Source organism: Flagellimonas flava (assembly GCF_900129665.1).
Classification (GTDB): Bacteria; Bacteroidota; Bacteroidia; order Flavobacteriales; family Flavobacteriaceae; genus Flagellimonas; species Flagellimonas flava.
Window position 1 is genome coordinate 32362 of sequence record NZ_FQWL01000003.1, and the last position, 23799, is coordinate 56160.

Consider the following 23799-nt stretch of genomic DNA (forward strand, 5'->3'; position numbering starts at 1 on the left):
GGTAACAAATGTAACGGATCACCCATAGCTTTTCAAGTAAACTTTGCAACAAAAAAACTTAGGTCCAAAATTTAGGATTACACTACCCTTTTCCTAGTTTCCAAAATTGTAGCGGATGGTAAATCCGGTGTTGATGGTAGTCTGCGGAAATGCCGTGGACACGGCAAACTTGGAGAACGAGTGATCATAGAAGAACAGTGCGTTAAGACTCTTGCTCAGGGCATAATCCGCGGTAAATTTGGCTGAAACAAGCTGCTGTCCAGAAGTAATCTGGTTGTTGTCTATATCCAGGTTTCGTATGATCGTAATGTTATCCCTAAGGGATAAATCGGCCTTAAGGTTTAGATCCCCTTTTAAACGGGTACGCTCACCCCCAATATTGGTCACAAATTTCACATCCTTGAATCTGTACCCCAATCCAAGAGTGTACTCTTTTCCATTAATCTCTGTCAAAAGGTTGTTGTCAAAACTTAGGGATAAAGTCCTATCGGTGCGAACCTCAGCTAAGAAGCTAAAGGAGTTTTTCATCTCAAAATCGACTCTGACCAATGGGTTGAACTGGTCTGTCAATACCACATTATTGATAATCTGCTCTGGAAGGAAATCGTCATTCTCTGGGTCGAAAATCCCGTTTTCACGTTCCAAATTGGTCTGGAACGAATTGATACTATACGCAGCCCTATAGCCATGGCTTAAGGAGAAACGCTTGAATTTCTTCTTGAACCATCTGTTTTTCATAAGACCGGTATACTTGATGTTCCAGTTCGGAATTGGAATCTCGCGGAAGGCATCCAAATTTACCCGATTGACATCCTGTCCCGTATAGGCCGCAAAGAATGCCGGCAACAATACTTCTTGCTGCGTTTTCCCATAGCGTTCCGGAAAACCGTCCTCATCCAAGGTGCCCGGGCTTTGCCCTCGGTCCGACACCAATCGGTTGGCGATGGTGATCCTATTTTCCTTGAATTGTTCAAAAGTCTTGGAATCGAACTCGTCACTCTTATTGAACACCGTGCCGATCATTACAGTGGAGATGCTAAAATTACCCAGTTCATTGATAAGGCCATCGTTGTTGTTGATCCATTCCTCTGGACTGTAGTTTTCCTGAGAACTTCGGGACAATTGTCGGTCCGCGGTAAAATCTATGGTAAGATCTTGGGTAGGCTGTGCCGTGGCAGTAATATTGAGCTGCCTATTGGTATTTCTTAGGTATTGCGAGTTGAACTCTGGGAACGTGGTCAACCATCCATTTCGGGCCGCCTCAAAACGAACATCGGACTGGCTACCAAAGACAAATCCCAGCGTAGGCCTTGTTGTACCGATAAACCCTATGGATTGGGTATATCCCGGCAAGACCGTACCGCTATTTCTACTGTAGTTCACGTTGATACGCTTCACCATGGTCAATATATCCACAACAGTATTGAATGTTTTACTTGTTTTCTTAGGTGGTTTTTCATCCGTGTCCCCAGAAGCAGGGTTTCCAGCTTTGTCCCTACGTCGCTGTTGAGCCTGGACCGCCGTGACCTTGCCGTCCCGTTTCTTAAGTCCCAAAAAGTCGTACAAACGCTGCATGCTAAGATTGGCAGTTAAATTGTGGGTGCTTGCATTTTGAACGGTATTGACCTGTTCTCCTGGATTTTCCTCTTGCACCACCTCATTTAAGGCATCCCCGCCCCGCTGCCAGTCAAAATTACTGGTGTAGGTATATTGGGAATTGATGAAATTCAGGAACGGGAACTTACTGAACGGCAATTCATAGTTGAGCTGCATGCTTTGCTGGTGCCTGTTGGGTTCCCCTATATCGAAGAAACCATCCCAGAGATCTAGGGCTTCATTGATGCCGGAGTCCGGATTGTCATCCAGATTAAAATAGTTACGGACAATGTTGTTGTTTGAAGCGGTAAGGTTCAGACGAAGCGACTTCGAAATACTATAATTCAGGGCATATTGCCAGTTGAACAAGTAATTACGTTGTTGTAATAAGGGCAGTTCCAAAGCATCTACTCCAGGTTCCAGCACATCCCTAAAACGCTGCTGGTTAAAGGAGCGGTTGTAATTCGCATTGACCGATAAACTTGTAGGTAAGGGATTGAAATTTAAATCTTTTAGCCATTGCCAATATCTTCCGGTAAACAAGGAATCTTTTTTAGCGAAGGGCGCTATCGTTGCCGGCTTAAAATTGTGATTGTACACAAAGCCCGTAGTAACATTTTGATCCCTAAGGTCTGCTACCTCAAAATCCCTATGATTGGTTTCGTTGTACGAATAGTTGAAGGTGAAATTTTCCACATCGAAGAAGTTTTCCTTGGCTTCCTCTCCCCTATTTTTTCGTACACCAATAAGGTTGATACTGGTCCGTTTGGTATAGTCCTCTGCCTGTTTTCTTATCGTTTCCGCATCTTCTGCGGTAGAAGCGGCTGCAATCCGGTCGTCCAGCTTCAAATCATCGTAAACGGGGTCAAATTCTGGTGTGATCAAGGTTTCTGAAATTCCGTAATTGAACGGCAATTGAATACCCCATTTTTTTGGCAGCAACTGCCCTACGTTCACATTGGTCACCACATCATAGGATATGGCATCCTCTCGCGAACGCTCATTGGGCATCTGATCTATGGAACCAAAGCCGGAGGTACTTCTGCTACCTGTGGCCGTAATGTTAGCAAAATCAGCCATATTGGCGTCCAAGGCGGCTATTGCTGCCCAACCCCCATTATTGTCCAATCCGGCAAGTCTAAGTTCATTGAACCATACCTCACCCCTAGCTGGAAGATCATCTATGTTCTTGATACCGACCATCATTCCCCGGATACTTCCCAAGGATGGATTACCACTTATACCAATACGAAGCGTCCCGAGGGTGCGAGGGGCAAACTCGTCCACGGGAACCGCTTCGCCATTGACAATTTCATAATACCTAATTTGATCCAAGGTTTGCTCCGCAATACCTCTGGATTTTACCTTGTTCAAATCGCTGAGTGCGATATCTATCTGGTTTACATCGGGCCAAATCTCCTCTGGAGAAGTCACATTAAATGAAGTGAACTGCAGGGGCAATTCAATCTGATAGAAGTTTTCAGAGAAATCTGTTCCTATCCGAAGGAAACCAACCAATGGAGTATCGTCGTCAGAATAGTCACCATTAAGAATTTTTTCTGCGTGCATGAACATTTTAATGCGCTCATACTGCCTCACATCAATATTCACGTTTTTAAAGACCCCTCTAGAATCCTGGGATTCCAAGTTTTCCACCACAAAGGACAAGGATTGCTCGTTTTGGCGGATAATCGTATTGTTATTGTTCAGCTGTTCCCTAACCACTCCTGGCGGTAGGACATACGGTATAGGTTGTCGTCCAAAATTTTCCTCGATGTTTACCGTATTCACATCCGTTACGGTACCATCATCCGAAGGATCGTTATCCACATCCGGCTCCAAAGAGTTGGTATAGGTACGCCAGTCCCCCCGAACCAAATCCAAGGTAGCAAAACGAAGTACAACGTCGTCCGTAAATCCGGTCATATACATCCGCATAAAACTAATGGACCTAAAATCCGTAATTCCGCCCACAGCTTCGGTGAAGTCGCTTAATGGAATTTTATATTGAATCCATCTTCGGTTCAACTGCGTTCCATTGGGTAGGGTTTGGGTCAAGCCTTCCCTAATATCTGTTACATATTGATCATTGATATCCGTATTCGGTCTTATTTGAATACGATATTCATAATAGCTATTTACCGTATTCATGGTTAGGTCACGGTCAATATCCTCCACATCCGGTAAGGTGGTGGAACCTCTATTGGTATTCGTTACTGTCACGGGAGAGTTACCATCCGGGTTGTTAAAATCGAAATAGCGCTCCAAAATACTTCCCTCGCGATTCAGATAATACTGATAGTTGTCCAAAGCAGGATCCTCAGCAGGGCCATTGTAGATAGCTTGTTCTCCAGCATCATCTAAGCCGTCAAACCCAACATCCTGAAGGGTTCGGTTGCTCTCATCGGCATCAAAAGCGTAAACCAAAGACTGTGTGGACGGCACCTGACCCCAAATGGTGGTTCTGGGAATCTCGTTATTGGTGCTTGCAGGCAAACCGTTTTCATATTGCTTCCGACCATCTTTTAGAATATCCTCCGAGATATTTCCCAGATTCAGGACCAGTTCTCCTGCATTTCCGTCAGTTGTTTGTCCATCAATATAGGGGTCCAATACCCAAAACTGAACAAACTCTACATTTGATTGCTCAAAATTTGTGCTGCTCAAAGGGCGCATGATTCCTGCCCATTTATCTTGGGGAGTCTCTGCTCCAAAGTTTGGATTGGCATTGTAAGGTCCTTTGTCATTTGGGTAATACACCAAATCCAGAGTTCCTTGTACCTGGGTCTGCCCTTGTGCAATATCCGTTTCGGTAAACACTTCGTTGATGAACACCCTTCGTGTAGTGTTTAGAGAGATATCGTTATCCGATAATCCGGACGGTCTTTGATTGGTATAAAAAATAGGGTCGATGGTATACCAGGACATTTTGGCCCGTTCGTATCCCACATCAATATCTGTTCGGTCTTCCAAAAACTCCACCGGCGGGCTGGCCAGCGTCCATCCCAAACTAGATCGTATATCGATTAAGGCCTGAGCCCCTTCAAAATCATCTAAATATGTGGTGGTTTCCCCTTCAAAATCGGCGTTTTTGGGTGAATTCGGTTTTAAAAAGGCCACCTCACCACGTATGGAAAGGTTGGAGGGCACATCCGTATCTATATTGGGGAGCTTATTTGCCAATCGGGTCAGAAATGGAATCTCGGTACTGAAGTTTCCATTTAAACCAAAAATTGTGTTGTTCACGGGCTCCACACCAAAGTTGGATTTCTGGGTCAAAGGTCTTTCGTTCAGATTCAGAACGGTTCCCCCCAAGACAAAATTCTCATTGAACTGGTGCTCTACATTGATTCCGGTAAACCTTCGTGTCTGCTGTCCAAAAACCGCATTGTTTTCTACGGAAATGTTGATGGGTGTATTGGAAGCCGCCAAACTTGGGTCCAAAATCTGTACGGTCCCTGCCTGATAGTTCACGGTGTAGTCGATACCTTCTTGCAGCTGTCTCCCGCCAGCGGTAACCCTAACCGAACCTCTTGGCACATTGAATGCACCGATGGGAATACCATTATTTCCTTGTGATTTGTAGCGCCCTTTAATTTGGAAACGGTTCTTTTCTGCATCCTGCAACGAGGCCGCCTTGGTCTTGGCGTACATGTTTCGAAACACATAGCGCTGCTGGTTTACGTTGTATCCCTGATCGTTTTCCACATCATAGGTTCCCCCTCCCAATTCACCAAACAAGAATTCCCCAAAGGGTTCAACCTTCGTGAAAATGATTCGGCCAGACTGCGTATCCACAGTGATTCCCGGCACATAGTCAAAGAAACCGTCCCCGCCTGGTTGTACATCATTGTAAATGTTCAAACGGTCAAGATTAAAGACATCGATCAGAATGCGTTCTTCCAAACCTGCTGGCCAGCCCGCATTGGGGTCAACCGGTGTAATGTAATTTCTTGGTGTGGGGTCTGAATATAAAATATTGAGCTTAAAATCTTCCTGACTTAATTGAAATGCCCCTGTGGCATAAATATTTTTCATCATCAAATCCCAGATGGGATCGTCCACGTTGGTAATGTTACTTTTCAGCAACTTCAGAATCAAGGTATTGTTCTCAATAATAGGATTCACTCCACCGGAAACCGTAGTGGCATCCACTCCGCCGTTGGCAAACTCCCCTACTTGGAAAACCTCATCACCTATGGTGTATTGAAAAGCCACTCCCAACACCTCATCATTGCTCAATCTTTGGTTCAAGGAAATATATCCCAATTGTGAATCAAATTGATAGTCCCGACCCTGTTCCAATTTTCGGGCATTTTCCAAAATAGCGTAGTCAAACCCCTGGTTCACGGTATATCCGGGAATATTGAACCCTTGTTCCACAGTTGCAATATCCCTGATGGATTGGGTCAAAGCACCTGTACCGATCAAGGCCGGGTCAAAATCATTTGCCTCATTCTGGGGTGGTGCACCAGCACCAAAAACATTAAAGAAACCAGCAGGTGCTCCCCCGGCAATACCAATTCTTGTTTTTGGATTTCCGTTTTGGCCCAATTCAGCTTCTCCTAAATCCTGGATTGCCACAACATTTCGAACGTTTAAGGTCTGTTGGTTTCGGTTGGTTACCCAAACTTCTAATCGCGTAATCTGGACTTGACTTCTAATAAAGGGATAGTTCTGCAAAGCTTGGTCGTAGTTATCCCTAAAATATTGGGCCAGGAAGAAATGTTTATCCTCGTCATAATCCAGAGCGGTCAAAGAGAATTCGTTCAAAGTCCCTCCTCCTTGGGCCACTACCGTATTGTTTTGTGATCGTTGTTCAGAAAAAACAGCGGTAACCGTGGTTCTTCCAAACTGCAACTGTGTTTTCACCCCAAAAAGACTCTGCGCACCGGTAATAAGTGAACTGTTAAGCGGCATGTTCACATTTCCGATTTCTATCTTTTTAAGTATATCGTCCTCCGTTGGGGTATAATCCAGCTTGACTAGATTCTGAAAGTCAAACGTTGCTTCGGTATCATAATTTGCGGTGACTTGAAGGCGTTCCCCTACCTTTCCCAAAAGACTTAGACTTATCCTTTGATCAAAGTCAAAGGATAGGTTGGTTCGGTTTCTTGGCGAAAGTGCTGGATTATCATTTTTCTGCCATAACACCCCCAAATCCATGGCCACGGAACCTTGTGGAATTACCTCAATGGTGTTTCCTCCAAAAATGGATTCAAAGAAACTGCTGTTCACATAGAAATTGGGCAACAAGTTTTTGCGAGCTTCTTCGCTACCTTCCTTTTTCCCACTGAAAGCATCAATTTTTTTATGAAAATAGGCCTTCATCTGCTCCTTTTGTACCAAATCAAAGTATTGCTCCGGGGTTAGGATGATGGGATGGCTAATATCAAAATCCCCAACACTTTCAGTATAGATATACCGGTCCGTCTTAGGGTCGTACGTGTATTTTGTAATGATGCTATTGGGGTTTTCCAAAATCAATCGACCAAGATCAACACCTGTTTTCACAGAGTCCTGAACCTGTTCATTGGTTTCCTGGCCCATAGTGGTCGCGGCCATCAGAAAACATATACAAAAGAAAAAGTACTTAAATCCAGATGATTTAAGCATTGGTTTTGCCCCTCTTTTCAAACTTGTTACAAATTTTTCAGCGCCAGTTTAATAATGTCCTCAACGCTTCGTGAAGGATCTTCGGATAGTACTTTGTCCACAACCTTTTCGGATTGTCTTCGGACGAAACCGAGAACCTCTAAAGCAGATAACGCTTCTTCTTTGCTTGTATTGTTTGATTGAAGGGAAACTTCGCCCATATCGTAGACTTTTAAAATCTTGTCCTTTAGGTCGAGAATTACCCGTTGGGCAGTTTTGGCACCTATTCCCTTGATTGCCTGTATGGAAGCAACATCCCCATTGGCGATGGCATCCCGAACCTGGGTAGGCGAAAGAGATGATAACATGGTCCGCGCAGTACTTGAACCTATCCCTGAGACCGACAGCAATAATCTGAAAATCTCCCTTTCTGCCTTTTCCACAAAACCAAACAAGGTATGCGCATCTTCCTTGATTTGAAGATGGGTGAAAAGACGAATATTTTCCTCATCGCCCAGCAAGGAGAAAGTGTGCAGGGAAATATTCAAAAAATAGCCCACCCCGTGGCATTCCACAATTACATAGGTAGGATTCTTTTCAACCAGTTTTCCGGAAAGATGGGTAATCATAAAAGATATGTTAGAGAAATTCTATTTTTCGCTTATCAGTTTGTTAGTTTGAATATTATTCGGCCTCCATTCTTGCTTTTCTGCGTTTCTCCCGTTCCTGGGCATCTATAACGGCAACGGCCGCCATATTGACCATTTCATCCACACTTGCCCCCAATTGTAAAATATGGGCAGATCTTCTAAGTCCAACCATAATGGGGCCAATAGATTCCGCATTGTGCAGTCCTTTGAGGAGTTTGTAGGTGATATTTGCCGAATCCAAATTTGGGAAAATTAGCGTATTCACCTTTTTCCCAGCCAGTTTTGAAAATGGAAAATTGTTATGACAGAGCTCTTGATCCAAGGCAAAATCTGTTTGTATTTCTCCATCAACCACCAACTCTGGATTGCGTTCGTGCAATATTTTAACCGCTTCACGGACTTTTTGGGCATTAGGATGACTAGAAGACCCATAGTTTGCATAGGAAAGGAGAGCCATCACCGGGTTAAACCCAAAAGTACTGGCCACATTGGCTGTCATTTGAGCTATTTCTGCCAACTCTTCAGCATCCGGGTCCACATTGATGGAGGTATCTGCTAAAAATAGGGGGCCACGATCTGTGATCATAATATTCACGGTTGAAGCTTTTGCAACCCCTTTGGCCCGGCCTAAAACCTCAAAAACAGGTTTCAATACCTTGGGATAGGAGCGGGAGTATCCAGAAATCATACCATCAGCATCACCTTCCAGCAGCATCATAGCTCCGAAATAATTTCGCTTGCCCATGTTGATGCGGGCGCTGTATTGGGTTTCCCCCTTTCTTTTTCGGGATTCCCACAATTTCATGGCATATTGGGTGCGAATCTCCTTGGACTCATCCGATCTGGGGTCTATTATGGTAACTTCCGCATCAAAATCAAGTTCTTTCTTGAGTTCCTCAATAATCTCTCGGTTTCCAAGAAGAATCGGGATGGCAATGCCTTCATCATGTACAATTTGGGCCGCTTTCATTACATCCAGCAATTCAGCCTCCGCAAAAACAATCCGTTTGGGATTTAAACGAGCCCTGTTGTGCATCAATCGCACTGCCTTATTATCGTTACCCGAGCGCTGATAGAGCTCCTCTTCGTATTTTTTCCAATCTTGGATGGGTGCTTTTGCCACTCCACTTTCCATGGCAGCTTTAGCTACCGCAGGAGGGATTTTGGTAATCAGCCTTGGATCAAATGGTTTTGGGATAATGTAATCCTTACCGAATGCCAATCTGGTGGTGTCATAGGCGATATTTACCTGTTCCGGCACGGGTTCCCTGGTCAAGTCTGCCAAGGCTCTCACGGCGGCCATCTTCATTTCCTCATTGATTTTGGTAGCCCGAACATCCAATGCTCCTCTGAAAATAAATGGGAAACCCAGTACATTGTTCACTTGGTTGGGATGGTCGGAGCGCCCCGTGGCCATAATGATGTCATCTCTTGTTTTACAGGCAAGACCATATTCAATCTCAGGGTCTGGATTCGCCATCGCAAAGACAATAGGTTCTTTGGCCATGGACAAGAGCATTTCCGGGTTTAGGATATCCGCTATGGACAATCCTATAAAAACATCGGAATCTTTCATGGCTTCCTCCAAGGTGTCAATTTTCCGATCTGTGGCAAACTCCAGTTTTTCCTTCGAAAGATTGTCTCGATCACTTCGGATAACTCCTTTGCTATCCAACATTACTATGTTTTCTGCTTTCGCCCCAAAGGCCTTGTACAAACGTGTGCATGAAACGGCAGCAGCTCCCGCACCGCTCACGACTATTTTCACCTCATCAATTTTTTTGTGGGTAAGTTCAAGGGCATTCAACAAAGCGGCAGCTGAGATAATCGCCGTTCCATGTTGATCATCGTGCATTACAGGAATATCAAGCTCTTCCTTAAGGCGTTTTTCTATCTCAAAAGCCTCCGGAGCTTTGATGTCTTCCAGATTGATTCCTCCAAAGGTTGGAGCAATGGTTTTCACTGTTTCTATGAACTTTTCAACATCCGTAGTATCCAGTTCCACATCCATCCCATCGATATCCGCAAAAATCTTGAATAGTAAACTCTTGCCTTCCATGACAGGTTTGGAGGCCTCCGGTCCTATATTTCCTAAACCCAACACGGCCGTACCGTTTGATATTACGGCCACTATATTTCCTTTTGCCGTATACCGATAAACATCTTCTTTATTCTTTTCAATTTCTAGGCAGGGTTCCGCTACACCTGGGGAATACGCCAATGCCAAATCACGTTGGGTGGAATAGGGCTTTGTTGGAACTATCTTTATCTTACCGGGTTGGGGCTTTGCATGGTACAGCAGTGCCTCACGCCGTTGTCTTTCTTTACTCATACCTTAGGTTTGGATCGGTAAATTTATGCTATTCCATGGGATAAATGCCAATAGCTCCACTTAATCAAAAGAAAACCTCCAGAACCTACCAAACACGGTGGGTTACCCTATGTCAGTCTTTTGAAATGTTGAGGCGCATCGCCAAGAATCCAGCAATTACAAAGAAAACACCCCCAAAAACAATTGCGTTTACCGCATTGTTATCCAATACATTCTTGATGATGGGACCAAAGGATACGGTTTGAATCAGCATGGGAATTACAATCATCATGTTAACGATACCCATGTACACACCTCTTCGTTCTTCTGGGATTACCTTGGAAACCATGGCATAGGGTATACCCATCATAGCAGCCCAACCAATTCCAAAGAGAACCATAGGTGCCAGCAAGAGCCATTGGTTACTAATGTAGGGCATACTGAGCATGGCAATTCCCGTTAAGAACAGGCAGAGCACATACACCAGTTTTGAGCCAATTCTGGAGGCTATGGGCACCAACGCCAAAGCCACCAACATGGTGACCAAATTATAGGTTCCGTTCATTAATCCGGTCTGGGCCAAAGCCTGCTCTGCCAAAGATTGGACATTTTGTGCGAATGCCATGTCCTCAGCACCAATTACAGCACCTTCCTTACAAGCCTCCATGATTCCCTCGAACTTTTCGTTATCTGAATTGCTTATTCCATATAGGCTGTTCCTCAGCATAGGGGTTATGAACTGCCAATAGACAAAAAGAGCATACCACTGAAAGAAATATACTGCGGCCAATTTCCATAAAAATCCTGGCATTTCGCCAATGGCCTCTGCCGCCTCAACAAATGGATTCAGTACATCCCCAAGTTTTTTGATTGCTGGTTTATCAGGGTTTTTCTTGATAATACGATAGAGTATAAACAGCCACAGAAAGGCTATGATAAGCACAATGATTACCCAAAGGTTGATGTCCTCAAAAAGAGAGGGCACCATCTTTCCTATGACATAGCCCAGAGCAACCGGAACCGAGAAAATCACCAACAAGACACTTAGAATTTGAATAAGCGGTGCTGGTTTTCCCTTATTAAATTCGGTAATCTCTTCCAATTCTTCATCAGAAGGAGGGATTTCCGGAGTTTTCCAAACCGACCACATCACTGTTCCTATAGAGGCTATGGCTCCCAAAAAGAAAGAATAGTACACCCATTTCGGAATGCTTGTAACCGCTTCGGCACCTGTACTGCAAAGTCCGGTTGCCTCCGCAGGCACACTGAACCAATCTTGGAATAGAAATAGGGAAAAGTTGGCCAAGGTAATTCCCGCGCCCACAAAAAGGCTTTGCATCTGGTACCCAAAAGTCAGCTGTTCATCCGGAAGTTTATCCCCAACAAATGCCCTATAGGGTTCCATGGCCGTATTGTTACCCGCATCTAAAATCCAAAGTAGCCCTACTGCAAACCAAAGTTCTGGGCTGAAAGGAAATGCGAACAGACAAAGACTGGCCAAAATAGCTCCAATTAAGAAAAAGGGCTTTCTTCTCCCTCCCCATTTTGGTGACCATGTCCTATCCGAAATTGCCCCAATGATAGGCTGTATCAACAGACCGGTAACCGGCCCGGCCAAATTCAACAAAGGAAGTTCATCATGATGTGCTCCCAGAAAGGAAAAAATAGGGTTAACAGCAGTTTGCTGCAATCCAAAACTGAACTGGATTCCGAAGAATCCGACGTTCATATTCCATATTTGCCAAAAATTGAGACGAGGTTTGGTAATCTTTATCATGGTTTCGTTTGGTTTAGTTCTTCAAATATGGAAGGTTAGTGGTTTCAACTAACGCTTATCAAGATAACATTTTAAGTTTTTTCATAAAAATGATGCTTTAAGGAACCTTCATCAATAGTTGCTTGCCGCTTCCATTAATTCCCTGAATGGTAAATTTTTTGAGTGCCAAATCCACTTCTAGAGCAATCGAATCCTGATTATTTGTCCACTGAATAAGAAGCTGTTCATCCGTGGTCTGTTTTAAACCAAAGATTCCATTAAAAGCTTCATGATTATTTCGCAACCGCATCAACTTTGATAATTGTTGGAACAAGGGGGTTTCTATTTTTTTACGAATTTCCTCTTTTGAATAATAATGCCTATTGATGTCACGTCCTACGTTGGTACGTTCCAGCAACTCCATGTCATTGTCATCGCCAAAAAGACCCACATAATATACTTGGGGAACACCAGGTGCAAAAAACTGAATGGCCCTTGCTATCAAATACGCAGTTTCATCTTTTCCCAAGGCTTCAAAATAGGTGCAATTTACCTGATAGAGGTCCAAGTTTGATGCAGCTGCCCCAGTAGCTTTTCGACTTCTCCCTTCACTATTTTTATGGATTTGTTCTACAATCACATCCAATTCCTTGTCTGGTATCAATCCTGGCTTTCCTTCAAAGCCTGCAACATCAACAACGCCAATTCCGTCATGGGTATCTAAAACGGTTACGGCATTCCGAGGTGCTATTCTTAACCACTCTTTTAGATGTTTTGCATTGCTATTGAACAAGCAATCCAAAACCAGGACTGGAAGAGCGAAATCATAGACAAAATCCACTTTTTTGGCAATCTCCATCTGTGTTTCGTAAAATGAATGGATCTCCACCAAAACCTCAATTCCTTGTTTCTTTGCTTTTTGCGTCAGCTCGTCAATAAAATTGAAGGTCTCAGGAATCATGAAACAAGAGCTACCAGCTTTTTTTATGGCATATCCGGCAGCATCCAACCTGATCATTGAAATTCCAGCTTTACCGTAGGTTTTCAGCATGGATTCAAGGTAGGTGGACCCAGACTCTGAATGCACATCTATATCTATCTGTTTTTGAGTGAAGGTTGTCCAAATCATTTTTTCAGAACCATCGGACAACTTGTATTCTGTAAAGGGTAAACCTGGCCTGGGGCGATAAATAGATTGCAAATCGTCCTTTGAGGGGCCCTCTGGAAATACGGAATCAACGGTTAAGAACAAGGAAGCATACTTGGAATCATCCCCATGTTCCAAAAAATCTTGAAACTCCTTTGATTCCGAAGACATATGGTTCACGATCAAATCAGCCATAACGTCCAAAGTGGCCGTCAAACTTTTTACATCGGACCAATCGCCCAATCGAGGGTCTACCAAACTATGGTCTATGGGATCAAAGCCAGCATCCTCTCCATCTATTGGATGAAAAAAGGGCAGTACATGTATACCGCCAAAGAGTCCATCGAGTTCGTTCTGTAAAAGCGAATTCAGCTCTTTGAATCCCGAACAACCAATCCTATCCACATAAGTAATCAACTGAATTTTATTCTTCACAGACGTATCAAAATTGAAAGGATCGTTAATGTCGTGTACTAAAGTAAAGAGTGAAAGCACAGGTGAATGCTTTCACTCCCACATCAACTAAAAAAATAAACTAAACTTATTGAGCTACAATAATTTACAATGTTTTGAACATGTTTGCCCATTCCTCAATATACTTCTAATTTATAATAGTTCCAGCGGATAAAACAGTTTTTTCCTACGAAAACGTTTTCGACAAAGCTGTTGATCCTTTTTGTAACTTTATGTGATATAATTTCACTGATTTCGTACCAAAAAAATGGGCAGGACCACGCTTCAACAAATTGCTTTGAGCTTGAATCTTTCGGTGACCACGGTTTCCAAAGCCCTTAGGTCCTACCCAGATGTGAGCGAAAAAACCATTCAAAAAGTTAAAGAAGCGGCCAAACTGCTCAACTACAAGCCAAACACTTTTGCGGTGAACCTGAGAACCCAAGAATCCAAGACCATAGGACTGGTGATTCCGGAAATTGTGCACCAATTTTTTTCCAGTGTTATAAAAGGGGTCATTGAAGAGGCTGAAAAAAACGGCTATGTGGTCATTGTGCTGCAAACAAGTCAAGATTTTGAAACAGAAAAGAAGCGCATCGAATTCTTGATCGATAAACAGGTGGACGGTATTCTTATCGCCATTGCGGACCAAACGGTGGATTGCTTCCATTTGTACGAAGTACAATCTATGGATTTGCCCGTGGTCATGTTTGACAAAATCAGTAAGTCCGTGAGCTGTTCCAAAGTTATTATTGACGATATCAAAGCCGGATACGAGGCCACCAAACATCTCATTGACTGTGGTTGCAAAAACATTGCGCATTTTAGGGGACCTCTCACCTCCCAAAACTCCATAGACCGGTATTTGGGTTATAAAAAAGCATTGGAGGAATCAGGACTAAAATTTGATGAATCCAATGTATATCATTGTATCAAAATGAATTTTGAGGAAGGTCAGGAACAGGCCCAAAAATTATTACAAAATAACAGGAGTGTAGATGGTATTTTCATCAACACCGACATGGTGGCGGTAGGGGCCATGACCGAGTTTAAGGCCCAAGGCATAAAAATACCTGAGGAAATCTCCATTGTGGGATTCGGCAATTGGTTTCTTTCCTCGGTGATCACACCTTCATTGACCACCATTGACCAACCCAGCTATACCATGGGCAAGATTGCGTTCAACACCCTGCTTTCCGAACTCACGAAACGAAAGAAAAACGAACATGTGGAACACGAAACCGTAATCCTTCCCACAGAAATCATTGAGCGCGAATCCACTTTAGCGCGAAAGAAATTTAATATTTCGTTGTAAACCGGAATATTTGGTCCGCTTTACCGCTGATTTTTTAAATATTTTCTTGAAAACATCCTCCGTGATTTCTTCCCAATCCTTTTTGGTCATGGAAAGAAGCTCAGGTTGAGGATGGAACAAAGGCTCTTGATGGGACTTGGAGAATCTGTTCCATGGGCACACATCCTGGCATACATCACAGCCAAACATCCAATCATCAAATTGACCCTGAAAGGTAGATGGAATCTCATTTTTTAACTCGATTGTAAAATAGGAAATGCATTTACTCCCATCCACCACGTAGGGTTCTACAATGGCCTGTGTTGGGCAAGCGTCAATGCAAGCTGTGCAGGTTCCGCAGTGATCGGTAACCGGATGATCGTACTCCAATTCCAAATCCAAAATGAGTTCCGCAATAAAATAGAAGGAACCTACTTGTTGGGTAAGCAAGTTGCTATGCTTCCCGATCCACCCCAAACCACTTTTGGCCGCCCAGGCCTTGTCCAAAACAGGGGCCGAATCCACGAAGGCCCTACCCTGCACCTCACCAATTTCATCCTTAATAAAATGAAGCAAAGATTTAAGTTTGTCCTTTATCACAAAGTGATAATCCATACCATAGGCATATTTGGAAATTTTAAAGGCATCCTTATTCTGCTCTTCCGAAGGAAAATAATTGAGTAAGAGGGATACCACAGATTTAGAATCTTCGACAAGTTTTGTTGGATCTAATCGCTTGTCGAAATGGTTTTCCATGTAATGCATCTCGCCATGCATGTTCTGATTGAGCCATTTCTCCAGACGTGGCGCCTCGTCCTCCAAAAATTCAGCTTTTGAAATACCACATGACAAAAAACCGAGGCGCTTGGCTTCGGTTTTTATCATTTCGGTATGTTTTTGATTTGATTTCAGTGCTGATTTTCATTGAACATGAACTAAAGTACAATTAATTGAAAAATCAATCTAAGTTTTTTTGAGGCATGGTTAGAAAATCAAGGAATCTCCCTGGACCGCCTTCATGTTTGGACTCTTGTTCCTACTCAGAAGTGGATGGATTAATTGTTGTGGACAACTCTTGAATTGAATTTACAGGAAAACCTCCCAGTTCTGCGTGTCTCCTGACCATGTCTTTGTTTTCAGCCTTATACAAGCAATATACCTTATCATCTGTAACATAACTTTGCAACCATTCGATACCTGCACCCATTTCTCTTAATACGGAGCAAGATTTTTGTGATATGCCCTTCAACTGTTCCTTGGTAAGCTTTCCAGCTTCGGGAATTTCCCGTTCAATCAAATACGTTTTCATGTTATTGTCTTCTCGTTGCTCGCTGGACATCTTTGTGTAAATGACTTCTTGTTGCTGTGCTATTGCCATATGAGAGAAAAAAAGGAATCCCAAAATAGTAAGAGCACAAACATTGATTTTTTTCATGACTTTCAATTTTAAAGGTTAAACACCTCAAAACTAATGTCATAAAAAACTACAAACTCAAAGGAATATGTCAAAAACTAAAAGAAATGGTTCAGTTAACCCAGTTTTTTATAGGCCAAAGGAGAGATTCCAAAACGCTCTTGGAAACACTTTGTGAAGTAGGAGGGACTGCTAAAACCTACATCAAAAGTAGTTTGGGCTATATTACGGTCGGTCTTTAAGAAGGATAGTGCCTTTTTTAGACGGTAATCCCGAATCAATTCATTGGGAGACATGCCTAAAAGCGTGGTGCTTTGCCTGTATAGTTTGGATTTGCTCATACCTGTACTTAGGCAAAAATCACTTATTGCAAATTGTGAATCCATATGCCTGCCTTCCAAGACATCAAACATCAATTGCAATACGTTTTCATTGGTCGGTGAAACGGATTTGAAAGCCGATTCGTCAGCAAGGTTGTTTTTCCCGTCATCCTTGTAGATTTCGTTGATGATGGATGCCATCACAATCTGGTTTGATGCTCCTGTACAACATAGATATTCCGCCATCCTAATCACATCCCCAAAAATACTTTTATCCTGGGTAACGGGCATTCCCGCATTGAGCCCCACACGCAAATCAATCAATTCACCGGCAACATGAAGTCCTTTTTGTATGCCGGCCGCGCAGGCCATGGCCTGGGTCACAGAAACGAAGGAAGCTATGAACCGCTCACCCTTCAACTCCACTTCCCTACCCTGATTTTCGTGCAATTGTTGACGCATGATTTCATGGTAAAGTGCCAACAACTTTTCTGATTTACGAACGCCTAAATCGTTCTTTAATAATCTGGAATCTTTTGTTTGTGAAACGAGGATAATCCTAAAAGCGGGATCATTAAAAATCTTAAGGTTTGGCTCATTGGGATCATAATACCCTTCTGGGTCTGTGACGCGCCCCAAGAATGCCTCCACTACGTTACTATTCACCTGAACGATTTCATGAGGGATTAGACCATGGGCTTGATCATGCATCTTTTTGACGGCCTCTTCATCAGGTGCATCAATCAAACAAAATGCACTCCCCCTTTCTTCGTCTACCCAATATGTCATACATCGGCATCCATATTCATCTTGAATTTTCAAATCTTCACGATGAGCTTGAGCCGCATGTTTAGCCTCAATTCCCGGAACAATATGACGGTCCATGTATATAGGCATATCAGATAAAATTGCCGATTCTGTAAAAAAGGATTCAAAAACAGCTATATAACTCTAAAGAAACTGATGTTTTAGCTAAGAAAATAAAAAAAATAAATCAAAAAATGGCAGAAATGATTCAATATGAAGCCTTTAAAAGAAGTTCATCAGGACTTTAAAACAACCCACCCTGTGTTCCGTCCTTAATTTTACCCAGATGTTTATAGGCCAACTCGGTCACTTCCCGTCCGCGTGGAGTACGCATAATAAAGCCCTGTTGAATCAAAAATGGTTCATAAACTTCCTCTATGGTCTCAGCGCTTTCCGAAACCGCGGTTGCCAAGGTGGTAATGCCCACCGGGCCGCCCTTAAATTTGTCAATGATGGTGGACAATATCTTATTGTCCATTTCATCCAAACCGTGCGCATCCACATTCAAGGCCTTGAGGCCAAACCTGGAAATTTCCAAATCAATGTTCCCATTACCCTTGATTTGGGCAAAATCCCTGACACGTCTTAAAAGTGCATTACAAATTCTTGGAGTACCCCTGCTACGTCCGGCAATTTCAATTGCAGCTTCATTGGAAATGGGTACTTTTAAAATATCCGCGCTCCGTTCCACAATGGTAGAGAGCAATTCGGTATGGTAGTATTGTAATCGACTTTGAATTCCAAATCGGGCACGCATTGGTGCTGTTAAAAGTCCAGAGCGTGTTGTTGCCCCAACCAACGTAAAAGGGCTTAGATTAATTTGAACGGTACGGGCATTGGGGCCCGTTTCAATCATAATATCAATCTTATAATCCTCCATTGCTGAATACAGGTATTCCTCAACAATGGGGCTTAGCCTATGGATTTCATCTATGAATAGCACATCGCGTTCTTCCAGATTTGTCAGTAATCCTGCCAAATCCCCAGGTTTATCCAACACGGGTCCCGAGGTCACTTTGATTCCAACACCCAATTCATTGGCCAAAATATGGGCCAAGGTAGTTTTTCCCAATCCTGGAGGTCCATGGAACAGGGTATGGTCCAGCGCTTCTCCCCGAAGATTCGCTGCCTGTACAAATACCTTAAGATTTTCGAGGACCTGCTCCTGCCCAGTAAAGTCATCAAACGTAATGGGGCGTAATGCCCTTTCAATATCCAATTCCTCTTGGGAAAAATTCTCAGATGATGGGTCTAGGTTTTCATTCATGTTCCAACAAATATAGTTGAAAACAAAATGAGGCAACAATCCATTCCCGTACCATTCTTTTCCTAAAAATCTATGACTTAAATTAGATACCAAATAGCAACATGCTCAACTTTGCGATATGATCCCTTTAAAATATTCCATTGGTATCTTACAGTATATCCCATTTTTCTATGTGATTTGGTCAGACGACCTTCTTTCAGTTTCCGAGATTTCGGTTGTAAAGAATGCCATCGGGGAGGATCTGTCCTTGAATACAGGAGAAAAAAAGCAGCTTGAAGGATGGTTAATTCGTGAGAAATCACCCTCCGAACAAGAATTCAAATATTGGAAACAACTTATTTCCACTTCGGGAATAAAGCTTGTGGAGAGTGACACTTATCCCCTTAGTTCTTTATCCCAACGATTGGGAAATGCATATTGTGAGGATTGTGATTTTAACAATCAGCTTAAGCATATTGAAATCAACCTCGGTATTCAACCTAACCATTACAACCACCTTTTTGATGTGGAGGTGGTTCATAAAAAATCTTCCAACCACTACAACGCCAAGAAACTTGACGCTATTTTAAAAGGAGGACATGTCAAGGAAGTGGATACTTTTCGAGTCTTTTTAGACCAACCCAATTTTGCTTGGGATGTAGTCCGTGATAAATCTGAATTTAGAAACAAAGTATTACAACAAGTTCAGCTTCTGGGGCAAGAAGGATATGGCGCGATGGGATATGAAAAGGTTTATGGGGGCACTAACAATATGCCAGCTTATGCGGCCATTTTTGAACATCTTATGTTTGTGGACGGAAGTCTAGCTGTAAAGTTCGGAGTCCAATTTGGGCTTTTTGGTGGAAGCATTCAGAAATTGGGTACCAAAAAGCATCATGACAAATACTTAAAAGCTGCCGGCGAGGCTCAACTTTTGGGTTGTTTTGCCATGACAGAAACCGGACATGGTTCCAATGTGAGAGGCATAAAGACCACGGCAACCTATGATTCCGGCTCGGACTCTATTGTCATCCACACCCCTGGGAAAAACGATAACAAAGAATATATAGGGAATGCCTTACATTCTAAAATGGCCTCTGTTTTTGCACAGCTCATCGTCAATGGAAAAAATGAGGGTGTACATGCCATATTGGTGCCACTAAGAGATGAAAATCACCAAGAATTGGAAGGCATCACCATTAAAGATAATGGCTATAAGCTTGGACTGAATGGGGTGGATAATGGTAAGATATGGTTTGACCAGGTACGGGTTCCGAGAGCAAATTTGTTGGATAAATACGGTGAAATCAATGACGACGGCACCTATTCTTCCCATATCAAAAATCCCAACAAACGTTTTTTTACCATGTTGGGCACCTTGGTAGGAGGCCGTATCTGCGTTGCAAGAGGCGCGTTAGGAGGCGCAAAAATGGCCCTGTCCATTGCCATAAAATATGCTTTGAACAGAAGACAGTTCAATGACAATGTCAAGATACAGGAAGACCTGATTATGGACTACCCTACCCACCAGTTACGTCTAACACCGGCGGTTGCAAGCACCTATGTATACCATTTTGTGCTAGAGGAGATGATGCAACGGTACAGTGATGATGCGGTACCAGATAAAAGACAGGTGGAAACCCAAGTGGCCGGGTTGAAATCCGTAATCACCTGGTTTGCCAACCAAACCATTCAGGAATGCAGGGAGGCCTGCGGTGGCAAAGGATATTTGCTTGAGAACAGGATAGCGGACCTGAAGGGAGATGTGGATATTTTCACCACTTTTGAAGGGGACAACACGGTGTTGCTTCAACTTGCGGCCAAGGGGGTATTATCTGATTTTAAAGCGGAGTTCAACAGTGCAGGATTTACCTCTGTACTTAAATTATTGGGTAGTCAACTAGCCGATAAACTTAGCACACTTAATCCCATATATGCCAACAAGGTTGATTCTGAACATCTCTACAATCTGAAATTTCACCAACATGCATTTGATTACCGAACACGTCGGCTGACCTATACCTTGGCCATGCGCATTCGAAACTATATAAAAAAAGGTATTCCTTCCTACCAGGCATTTTTGAAGGTACAGACGCACTTGGTTACCCTGGGAAAAGCATATAGCATTGAATTGGCGTATCAGGTTTTTACTGCGCAATATGAAAAGGAATCCGATGAAACATATAAGGCATTGTTGGAAAAGTTAGGCACTCTATTTGCCCTGCATCATATGCGTGAAGACGCCCAATGGTTTTTGGAACAGGGTTATATTTCAGGTACCAAATCCAAGGCGATTCGGCAGCGGGTGGAACGATTATCTACGGAACTGCGTCCACACTTAGAAGTTCTCGTGGACGGATTTGGTATTCCCAAGCATTGTTTAAGCGCACCTATTGCCCAATAGATTCATTCCACTTTTTTAATGAGCTGGGCCGTATCCAAAAACTGCAATATGGTAATCTGGGGATTTCCAAAAAGATATATACGGGAATTGCCCTTTGCGCTTAATTCTAAATCGCGATAGGCATAGATGCGCGCATTGGCGGTATTTTCCAAATTTACTGTGAGTGTTCCAGCCTCCATCTTTTCTGCCTTCAATTTGGCACTACCTGTTAAGGTAGTCTCCATACTGTCCGAAGTCCCTTCTAACGTAAGTGCTCCGTTTTGCTCTACTTCAATCAAGCTTTTCTCGTTTACGGCGTAAACATAAGCCTCGGCCCTATTGGTCAACCTAATATTTAAAGAATCTACATCAAGGTTAAAATCGGCGCGACTACTGTCCTCTAAATTGATATCCATAACGGCTGCACTGGCTTTCAAATCGAGACGGGTATCGGCAAAGGCATCAACAAACAATTCATCACTGTTGATAATATCGTCAGAAGTAATACGCCCCTCTTTTACAGAGATTGCCTTAAGGTCTGTATAGTTTACGGTAATATCCAATTGTTTTTTCGCGGTAACATCGTAAAAAGAGGTGATAACCAGAGTGCTATCCTGTACTTTAAATTTAAGAATATCAATAAGATTGTCGTCCGCTACAATATCATAGCCGGGGCCAAAGGATTTTTTTAGCACGATATCCAAATTGTCATTGAGCTGAACTGCATTAAAGGCAGGAAGTTCACCATTCACTTCCGTTACAATGCGACTGCCCTTGATTTTTGGTTTACGCTGTGCCACAAGAGCTACATTGCATAACAGAACGAGGAGGATTGTCAGATTTTTCAAAAGTGTTTGATTTAAAGGGTTATTAAAGATATTACAATTACAGCTAACAATCGTTGTACCAAACTCCCCTAAAACAAAAAACCCATCCGATTGGATGGGCCTTGTTAACTTATATTCTCCGCTAATGGTTGAGTTCTTCCTCGTTTTCCTGAAGTGGTACTGTTTGCGGCACAAAATCTTGGCCTTCGATGATGTACTCCCCATTTTCATGGGTTTTGCTATAATCATATGCCCAACGGTGCACATGTGGGATTGCTCCCGGCCAGTTCCCATGGATATGCTCCTGCGGAGCGGTCCATTCCAAAGTAGTTGCCTTCCAAGGGTTCAGAGGACCTCTCTTGCCGTAGAAAATACTTCTTACGAAATTGAAGGCAAATACCAATTGTGCTGCTGCAGTAATTATTGCAAAAACAGTCATCAACACTTGCACATTGGTCAATTCGTCAAACATTGGGAAGGCGGTATTTTCATAATATCTCCTAGGCACCCCAGCCATTCCCACAAAGTGCATTGGGAAGAAGATTCCATAGGAACCAATGGCGGTAATCCAGAAATGGACATAGCCCAAGTTTTTGTTCATCATTCTACCCTGGAACATTTTCGGGAACCAATGGTACACTCCTGCGAACAGACCGTACAAGGCAGAGATACCCATTACCAAGTGGAAATGAGCCACAACGAAATAGGTGTCATGCACATTGATATCCAGTGTACTATCTCCCAAAATGATACCGGTCAAACCTCCAGAAATGAAAGTGGAAACCATACCTATGGAAAAGAGCATTCCCGGGTTGAGTTGAAGATTACCCTTCCAAATGGTGGTAATCCAGTTAAATGCTTTTACAGCGGAAGGAATCGCAATCAAAAGGGTGGTAAAGGTAAATACAGACCCCAAGAATGGATTCATTCCTGATATGAACATATGGTGTCCCCATACAATTGTGGACAAGAACGCAATGGCCAATATAGAAGCAATCATGGCACGGTATCCAAAAATTGGTTTTCTGGCGTTTACGGCCATTACCTCGGATACGATTCCCATTGCTGGAAGAATTACGATATATACCTCAGGGTGACCCAAGAACCAGAACAGGTGCTCAAACAATACAGGTGAGCCTCCCTGGTAATGCAATACTTCTCCTTGAATGAATATATCCGATAGGAAGAAAGATGTTCCAAAACTTCTATCCATAATCAGCAATAGCGCTGCGGACAACAATACCGGGAAAGAAATAACCCCAATGACCGCAGTCACAAAGAAAGCCCAAATTGTTAATGGTAGCCGGGTCATGGACATTCCCTTAGTTCTTAGATTCAATACGGTTACAATATAGTTTAGGGAACCTAGCAAGGACGAGGCAATAAAAATTGCCATAGAAACCAACCACAAAGTCATACCAGCCCCAGAACCCGGTTGGGCCATCGGCAGTGCACTCAAGGGCGGATAAATCGTCCAACCAGCTGCGGCCGGACCTGCTTCCACAACCAATGAAATCACCATAATCACAGCTGACAAGAAGAACATCCAGAAAGAAAGCATATTCAAAAATCCGGATGCCATGTCTCGCGCGCCTATCTGTAGTGGAATAAGAAGGTTACTGAAAGTACCACTCAAACCGGCGGTAAGTACGAAGAACACCATAATGGTTCCGTGCATTGTCACCAAACCTAAGTAAATGTCCGCATCCATAACACCTCCTGGTGCCCATTTCCCTAGGACTGCCTCAAAAACAGAAAAAGATTCTCCGGGCCATGCCAATTGCATTCTGAATAACAATGACATTGCTATTCCGATGAAACCCATAATCAAAACACCTGTGATAAGATATTGCTTGGCAATCATCTTATGGTCTTGACTAAAGATGTATTTGGTCACAAAGGTTTCCTTATGATGATGTCCGTGATCCTCGTGTCCGTGTTCGTGTCCAGTAGCTGACATATCCTTCTTTAATTTTGTTTTTTATTTCTTCTTTTCCTGG

General features: G+C 43.0%; 13 protein-coding genes. 2 read left to right on the forward strand and 11 right to left on the reverse strand.

Annotation, left to right across the window (positions count from 1 at the left end; translation table 11 throughout):
- Positions 1 to 93: 93 nt before the first annotated feature.
- From sov to gtfA, 5 genes are all read right to left on the reverse strand, one after another.
- A complete protein-coding gene (sov, locus tag BUC10_RS09800) occupies positions 94 to 7233 on the reverse strand; it encodes a T9SS outer membrane translocon Sov/SprA (RefSeq protein WP_073179014.1) in 7140 nt (2379 codons plus the stop codon).
- Positions 7234 to 7238: 5 nt separating this feature from the next.
- Positions 7239 to 7820, reverse strand: a complete 582-nt coding sequence (gene ruvA, locus BUC10_RS09805) for a Holliday junction branch migration protein RuvA (protein WP_073179016.1) — start codon at positions 7818 to 7820, stop codon at positions 7239 to 7241.
- A 55-nt stretch (positions 7821 to 7875) separates the two neighbouring features.
- Positions 7876 to 10173 carry an NADP-dependent malic enzyme gene (locus BUC10_RS09810; RefSeq protein ID WP_073179019.1) on the reverse strand — a complete coding sequence of 766 codons (2298 nt, stop codon included), beginning with the start codon at positions 10171 to 10173 and terminating at the stop codon, positions 7876 to 7878.
- Between the two features lie 112 nt (positions 10174 to 10285).
- On the reverse strand, positions 10286 to 11881 hold the full coding sequence (locus BUC10_RS17965) for an MFS transporter (protein ID WP_245812811.1): 1596 nt from the start codon (positions 11879 to 11881) through the stop codon (positions 10286 to 10288).
- Between the two features lie 145 nt (positions 11882 to 12026).
- On the reverse strand, positions 12027 to 13490 hold the full coding sequence (gtfA, locus tag BUC10_RS09820; protein ID WP_073179023.1) for a sucrose phosphorylase: 1464 nt from the start codon (positions 13488 to 13490) through the stop codon (positions 12027 to 12029).
- A gap of 286 nt (positions 13491 to 13776) precedes the next feature.
- On the opposite strand from gtfA, the gene BUC10_RS09825 reads away from it, so the two are divergent.
- Positions 13777 to 14823, forward strand: coding sequence for a LacI family DNA-binding transcriptional regulator (locus BUC10_RS09825; protein ID WP_073179025.1), 1047 nt, complete (start codon positions 13777 to 13779; stop codon positions 14821 to 14823).
- On the opposite strand, the gene queG is transcribed toward BUC10_RS09825, so the two are convergent.
- The 4 genes from queG to ruvB all read right to left on the reverse strand — a co-directional run bounded on the left by queG (position 14791) and on the right by ruvB (position 18610).
- Positions 14791 to 15687 carry a tRNA epoxyqueuosine(34) reductase QueG gene (gene queG, locus BUC10_RS09830; protein ID WP_073179028.1) on the reverse strand — a complete coding sequence of 299 codons (897 nt, stop codon included), beginning with the start codon at positions 15685 to 15687 and terminating at the stop codon, positions 14791 to 14793. The two genes, BUC10_RS09825 and queG, sit on opposite strands and share 33 nt — an antisense overlap.
- A gap of 151 nt (positions 15688 to 15838) precedes the next feature.
- On the reverse strand, positions 15839 to 16237 hold the full coding sequence (locus BUC10_RS09835) for a DUF4242 domain-containing protein (RefSeq protein ID WP_245812812.1): 399 nt from the start codon (positions 16235 to 16237) through the stop codon (positions 15839 to 15841).
- A gap of 95 nt (positions 16238 to 16332) precedes the next feature.
- On the reverse strand, positions 16333 to 17433 hold the full coding sequence (locus BUC10_RS09840) for a nickel-binding protein (protein ID WP_084732614.1): 1101 nt from the start codon (positions 17431 to 17433) through the stop codon (positions 16333 to 16335).
- Between the two features lie 154 nt (positions 17434 to 17587).
- Positions 17588 to 18610, reverse strand: a complete 1023-nt coding sequence (ruvB, locus tag BUC10_RS09845) for a Holliday junction branch migration DNA helicase RuvB (protein ID WP_073179033.1) — start codon at positions 18608 to 18610, stop codon at positions 17588 to 17590.
- Positions 18611 to 18728: 118 nt separating this feature from the next.
- Between ruvB and BUC10_RS09850 the strand changes: the two genes are divergently transcribed.
- Positions 18729 to 20993, forward strand: coding sequence for an acyl-CoA dehydrogenase family protein (locus BUC10_RS09850; protein WP_073179035.1), 2265 nt, complete (start codon positions 18729 to 18731; stop codon positions 20991 to 20993).
- Between the two features lie 2 nt (positions 20994 to 20995).
- Here BUC10_RS09850 and BUC10_RS09855 read toward each other — a convergent pair whose 3' ends face one another.
- Together BUC10_RS09855 and BUC10_RS09860 are read right to left on the reverse strand one after the other, a co-directional pair.
- Positions 20996 to 21820 carry a GIN domain-containing protein gene (locus BUC10_RS09855; protein ID WP_073179037.1) on the reverse strand — a complete coding sequence of 275 codons (825 nt, stop codon included), beginning with the start codon at positions 21818 to 21820 and terminating at the stop codon, positions 20996 to 20998.
- 121 nt (positions 21821 to 21941) lie between these two features.
- The gene (locus BUC10_RS09860) at positions 21942 to 23759 is read right to left on the reverse strand and encodes a cytochrome c oxidase subunit I (protein WP_073179039.1); all 1818 of its coding nucleotides are present in this window, start codon (positions 23757 to 23759) and stop codon (positions 21942 to 21944) included.
- Positions 23760 to 23799: the final 40 nt, after the last annotated feature.

Coding starts and splice junctions, on each gene's coding strand:
- ruvA (WP_073179016.1), bottom strand. CDS start 7,820: ATGATTACCCATCTTTCCGGAAAACTGGTTGAAAAGAATCCTACCTAT.
- BUC10_RS09810 (WP_073179019.1), bottom strand. CDS start 10,173: ATGAGTAAAGAAAGACAACGGCGTGAGGCACTGCTGTACCATGCAAAG.
- BUC10_RS17965 (WP_245812811.1), bottom strand. CDS start 11,881: ATGAACGTCGGATTCTTCGGAATCCAGTTCAGTTTTGGATTGCAGCAA.
- BUC10_RS09825 (WP_073179025.1), top strand. CDS start 13,777: ATGGGCAGGACCACGCTTCAACAAATTGCTTTGAGCTTGAATCTTTCG.
- queG (WP_073179028.1), bottom strand. CDS start 15,687: ATGATAAAAACCGAAGCCAAGCGCCTCGGTTTTTTGTCATGTGGTATT.
- BUC10_RS09835 (WP_245812812.1), bottom strand. CDS start 16,237: ATGAAAAAAATCAATGTTTGTGCTCTTACTATTTTGGGATTCCTTTTT.
- BUC10_RS09840 (WP_084732614.1), bottom strand. CDS start 17,433: ATGCCTATATACATGGACCGTCATATTGTTCCGGGAATTGAGGCTAAA.
- ruvB (WP_073179033.1), bottom strand. CDS start 18,610: ATGAATGAAAACCTAGACCCATCATCTGAGAATTTTTCCCAAGAGGAA.
- BUC10_RS09850 (WP_073179035.1), top strand. CDS start 18,729: ATGATCCCTTTAAAATATTCCATTGGTATCTTACAGTATATCCCATTT.
- BUC10_RS09860 (WP_073179039.1), bottom strand. CDS start 23,759: ATGTCAGCTACTGGACACGAACACGGACACGAGGATCACGGACATCAT.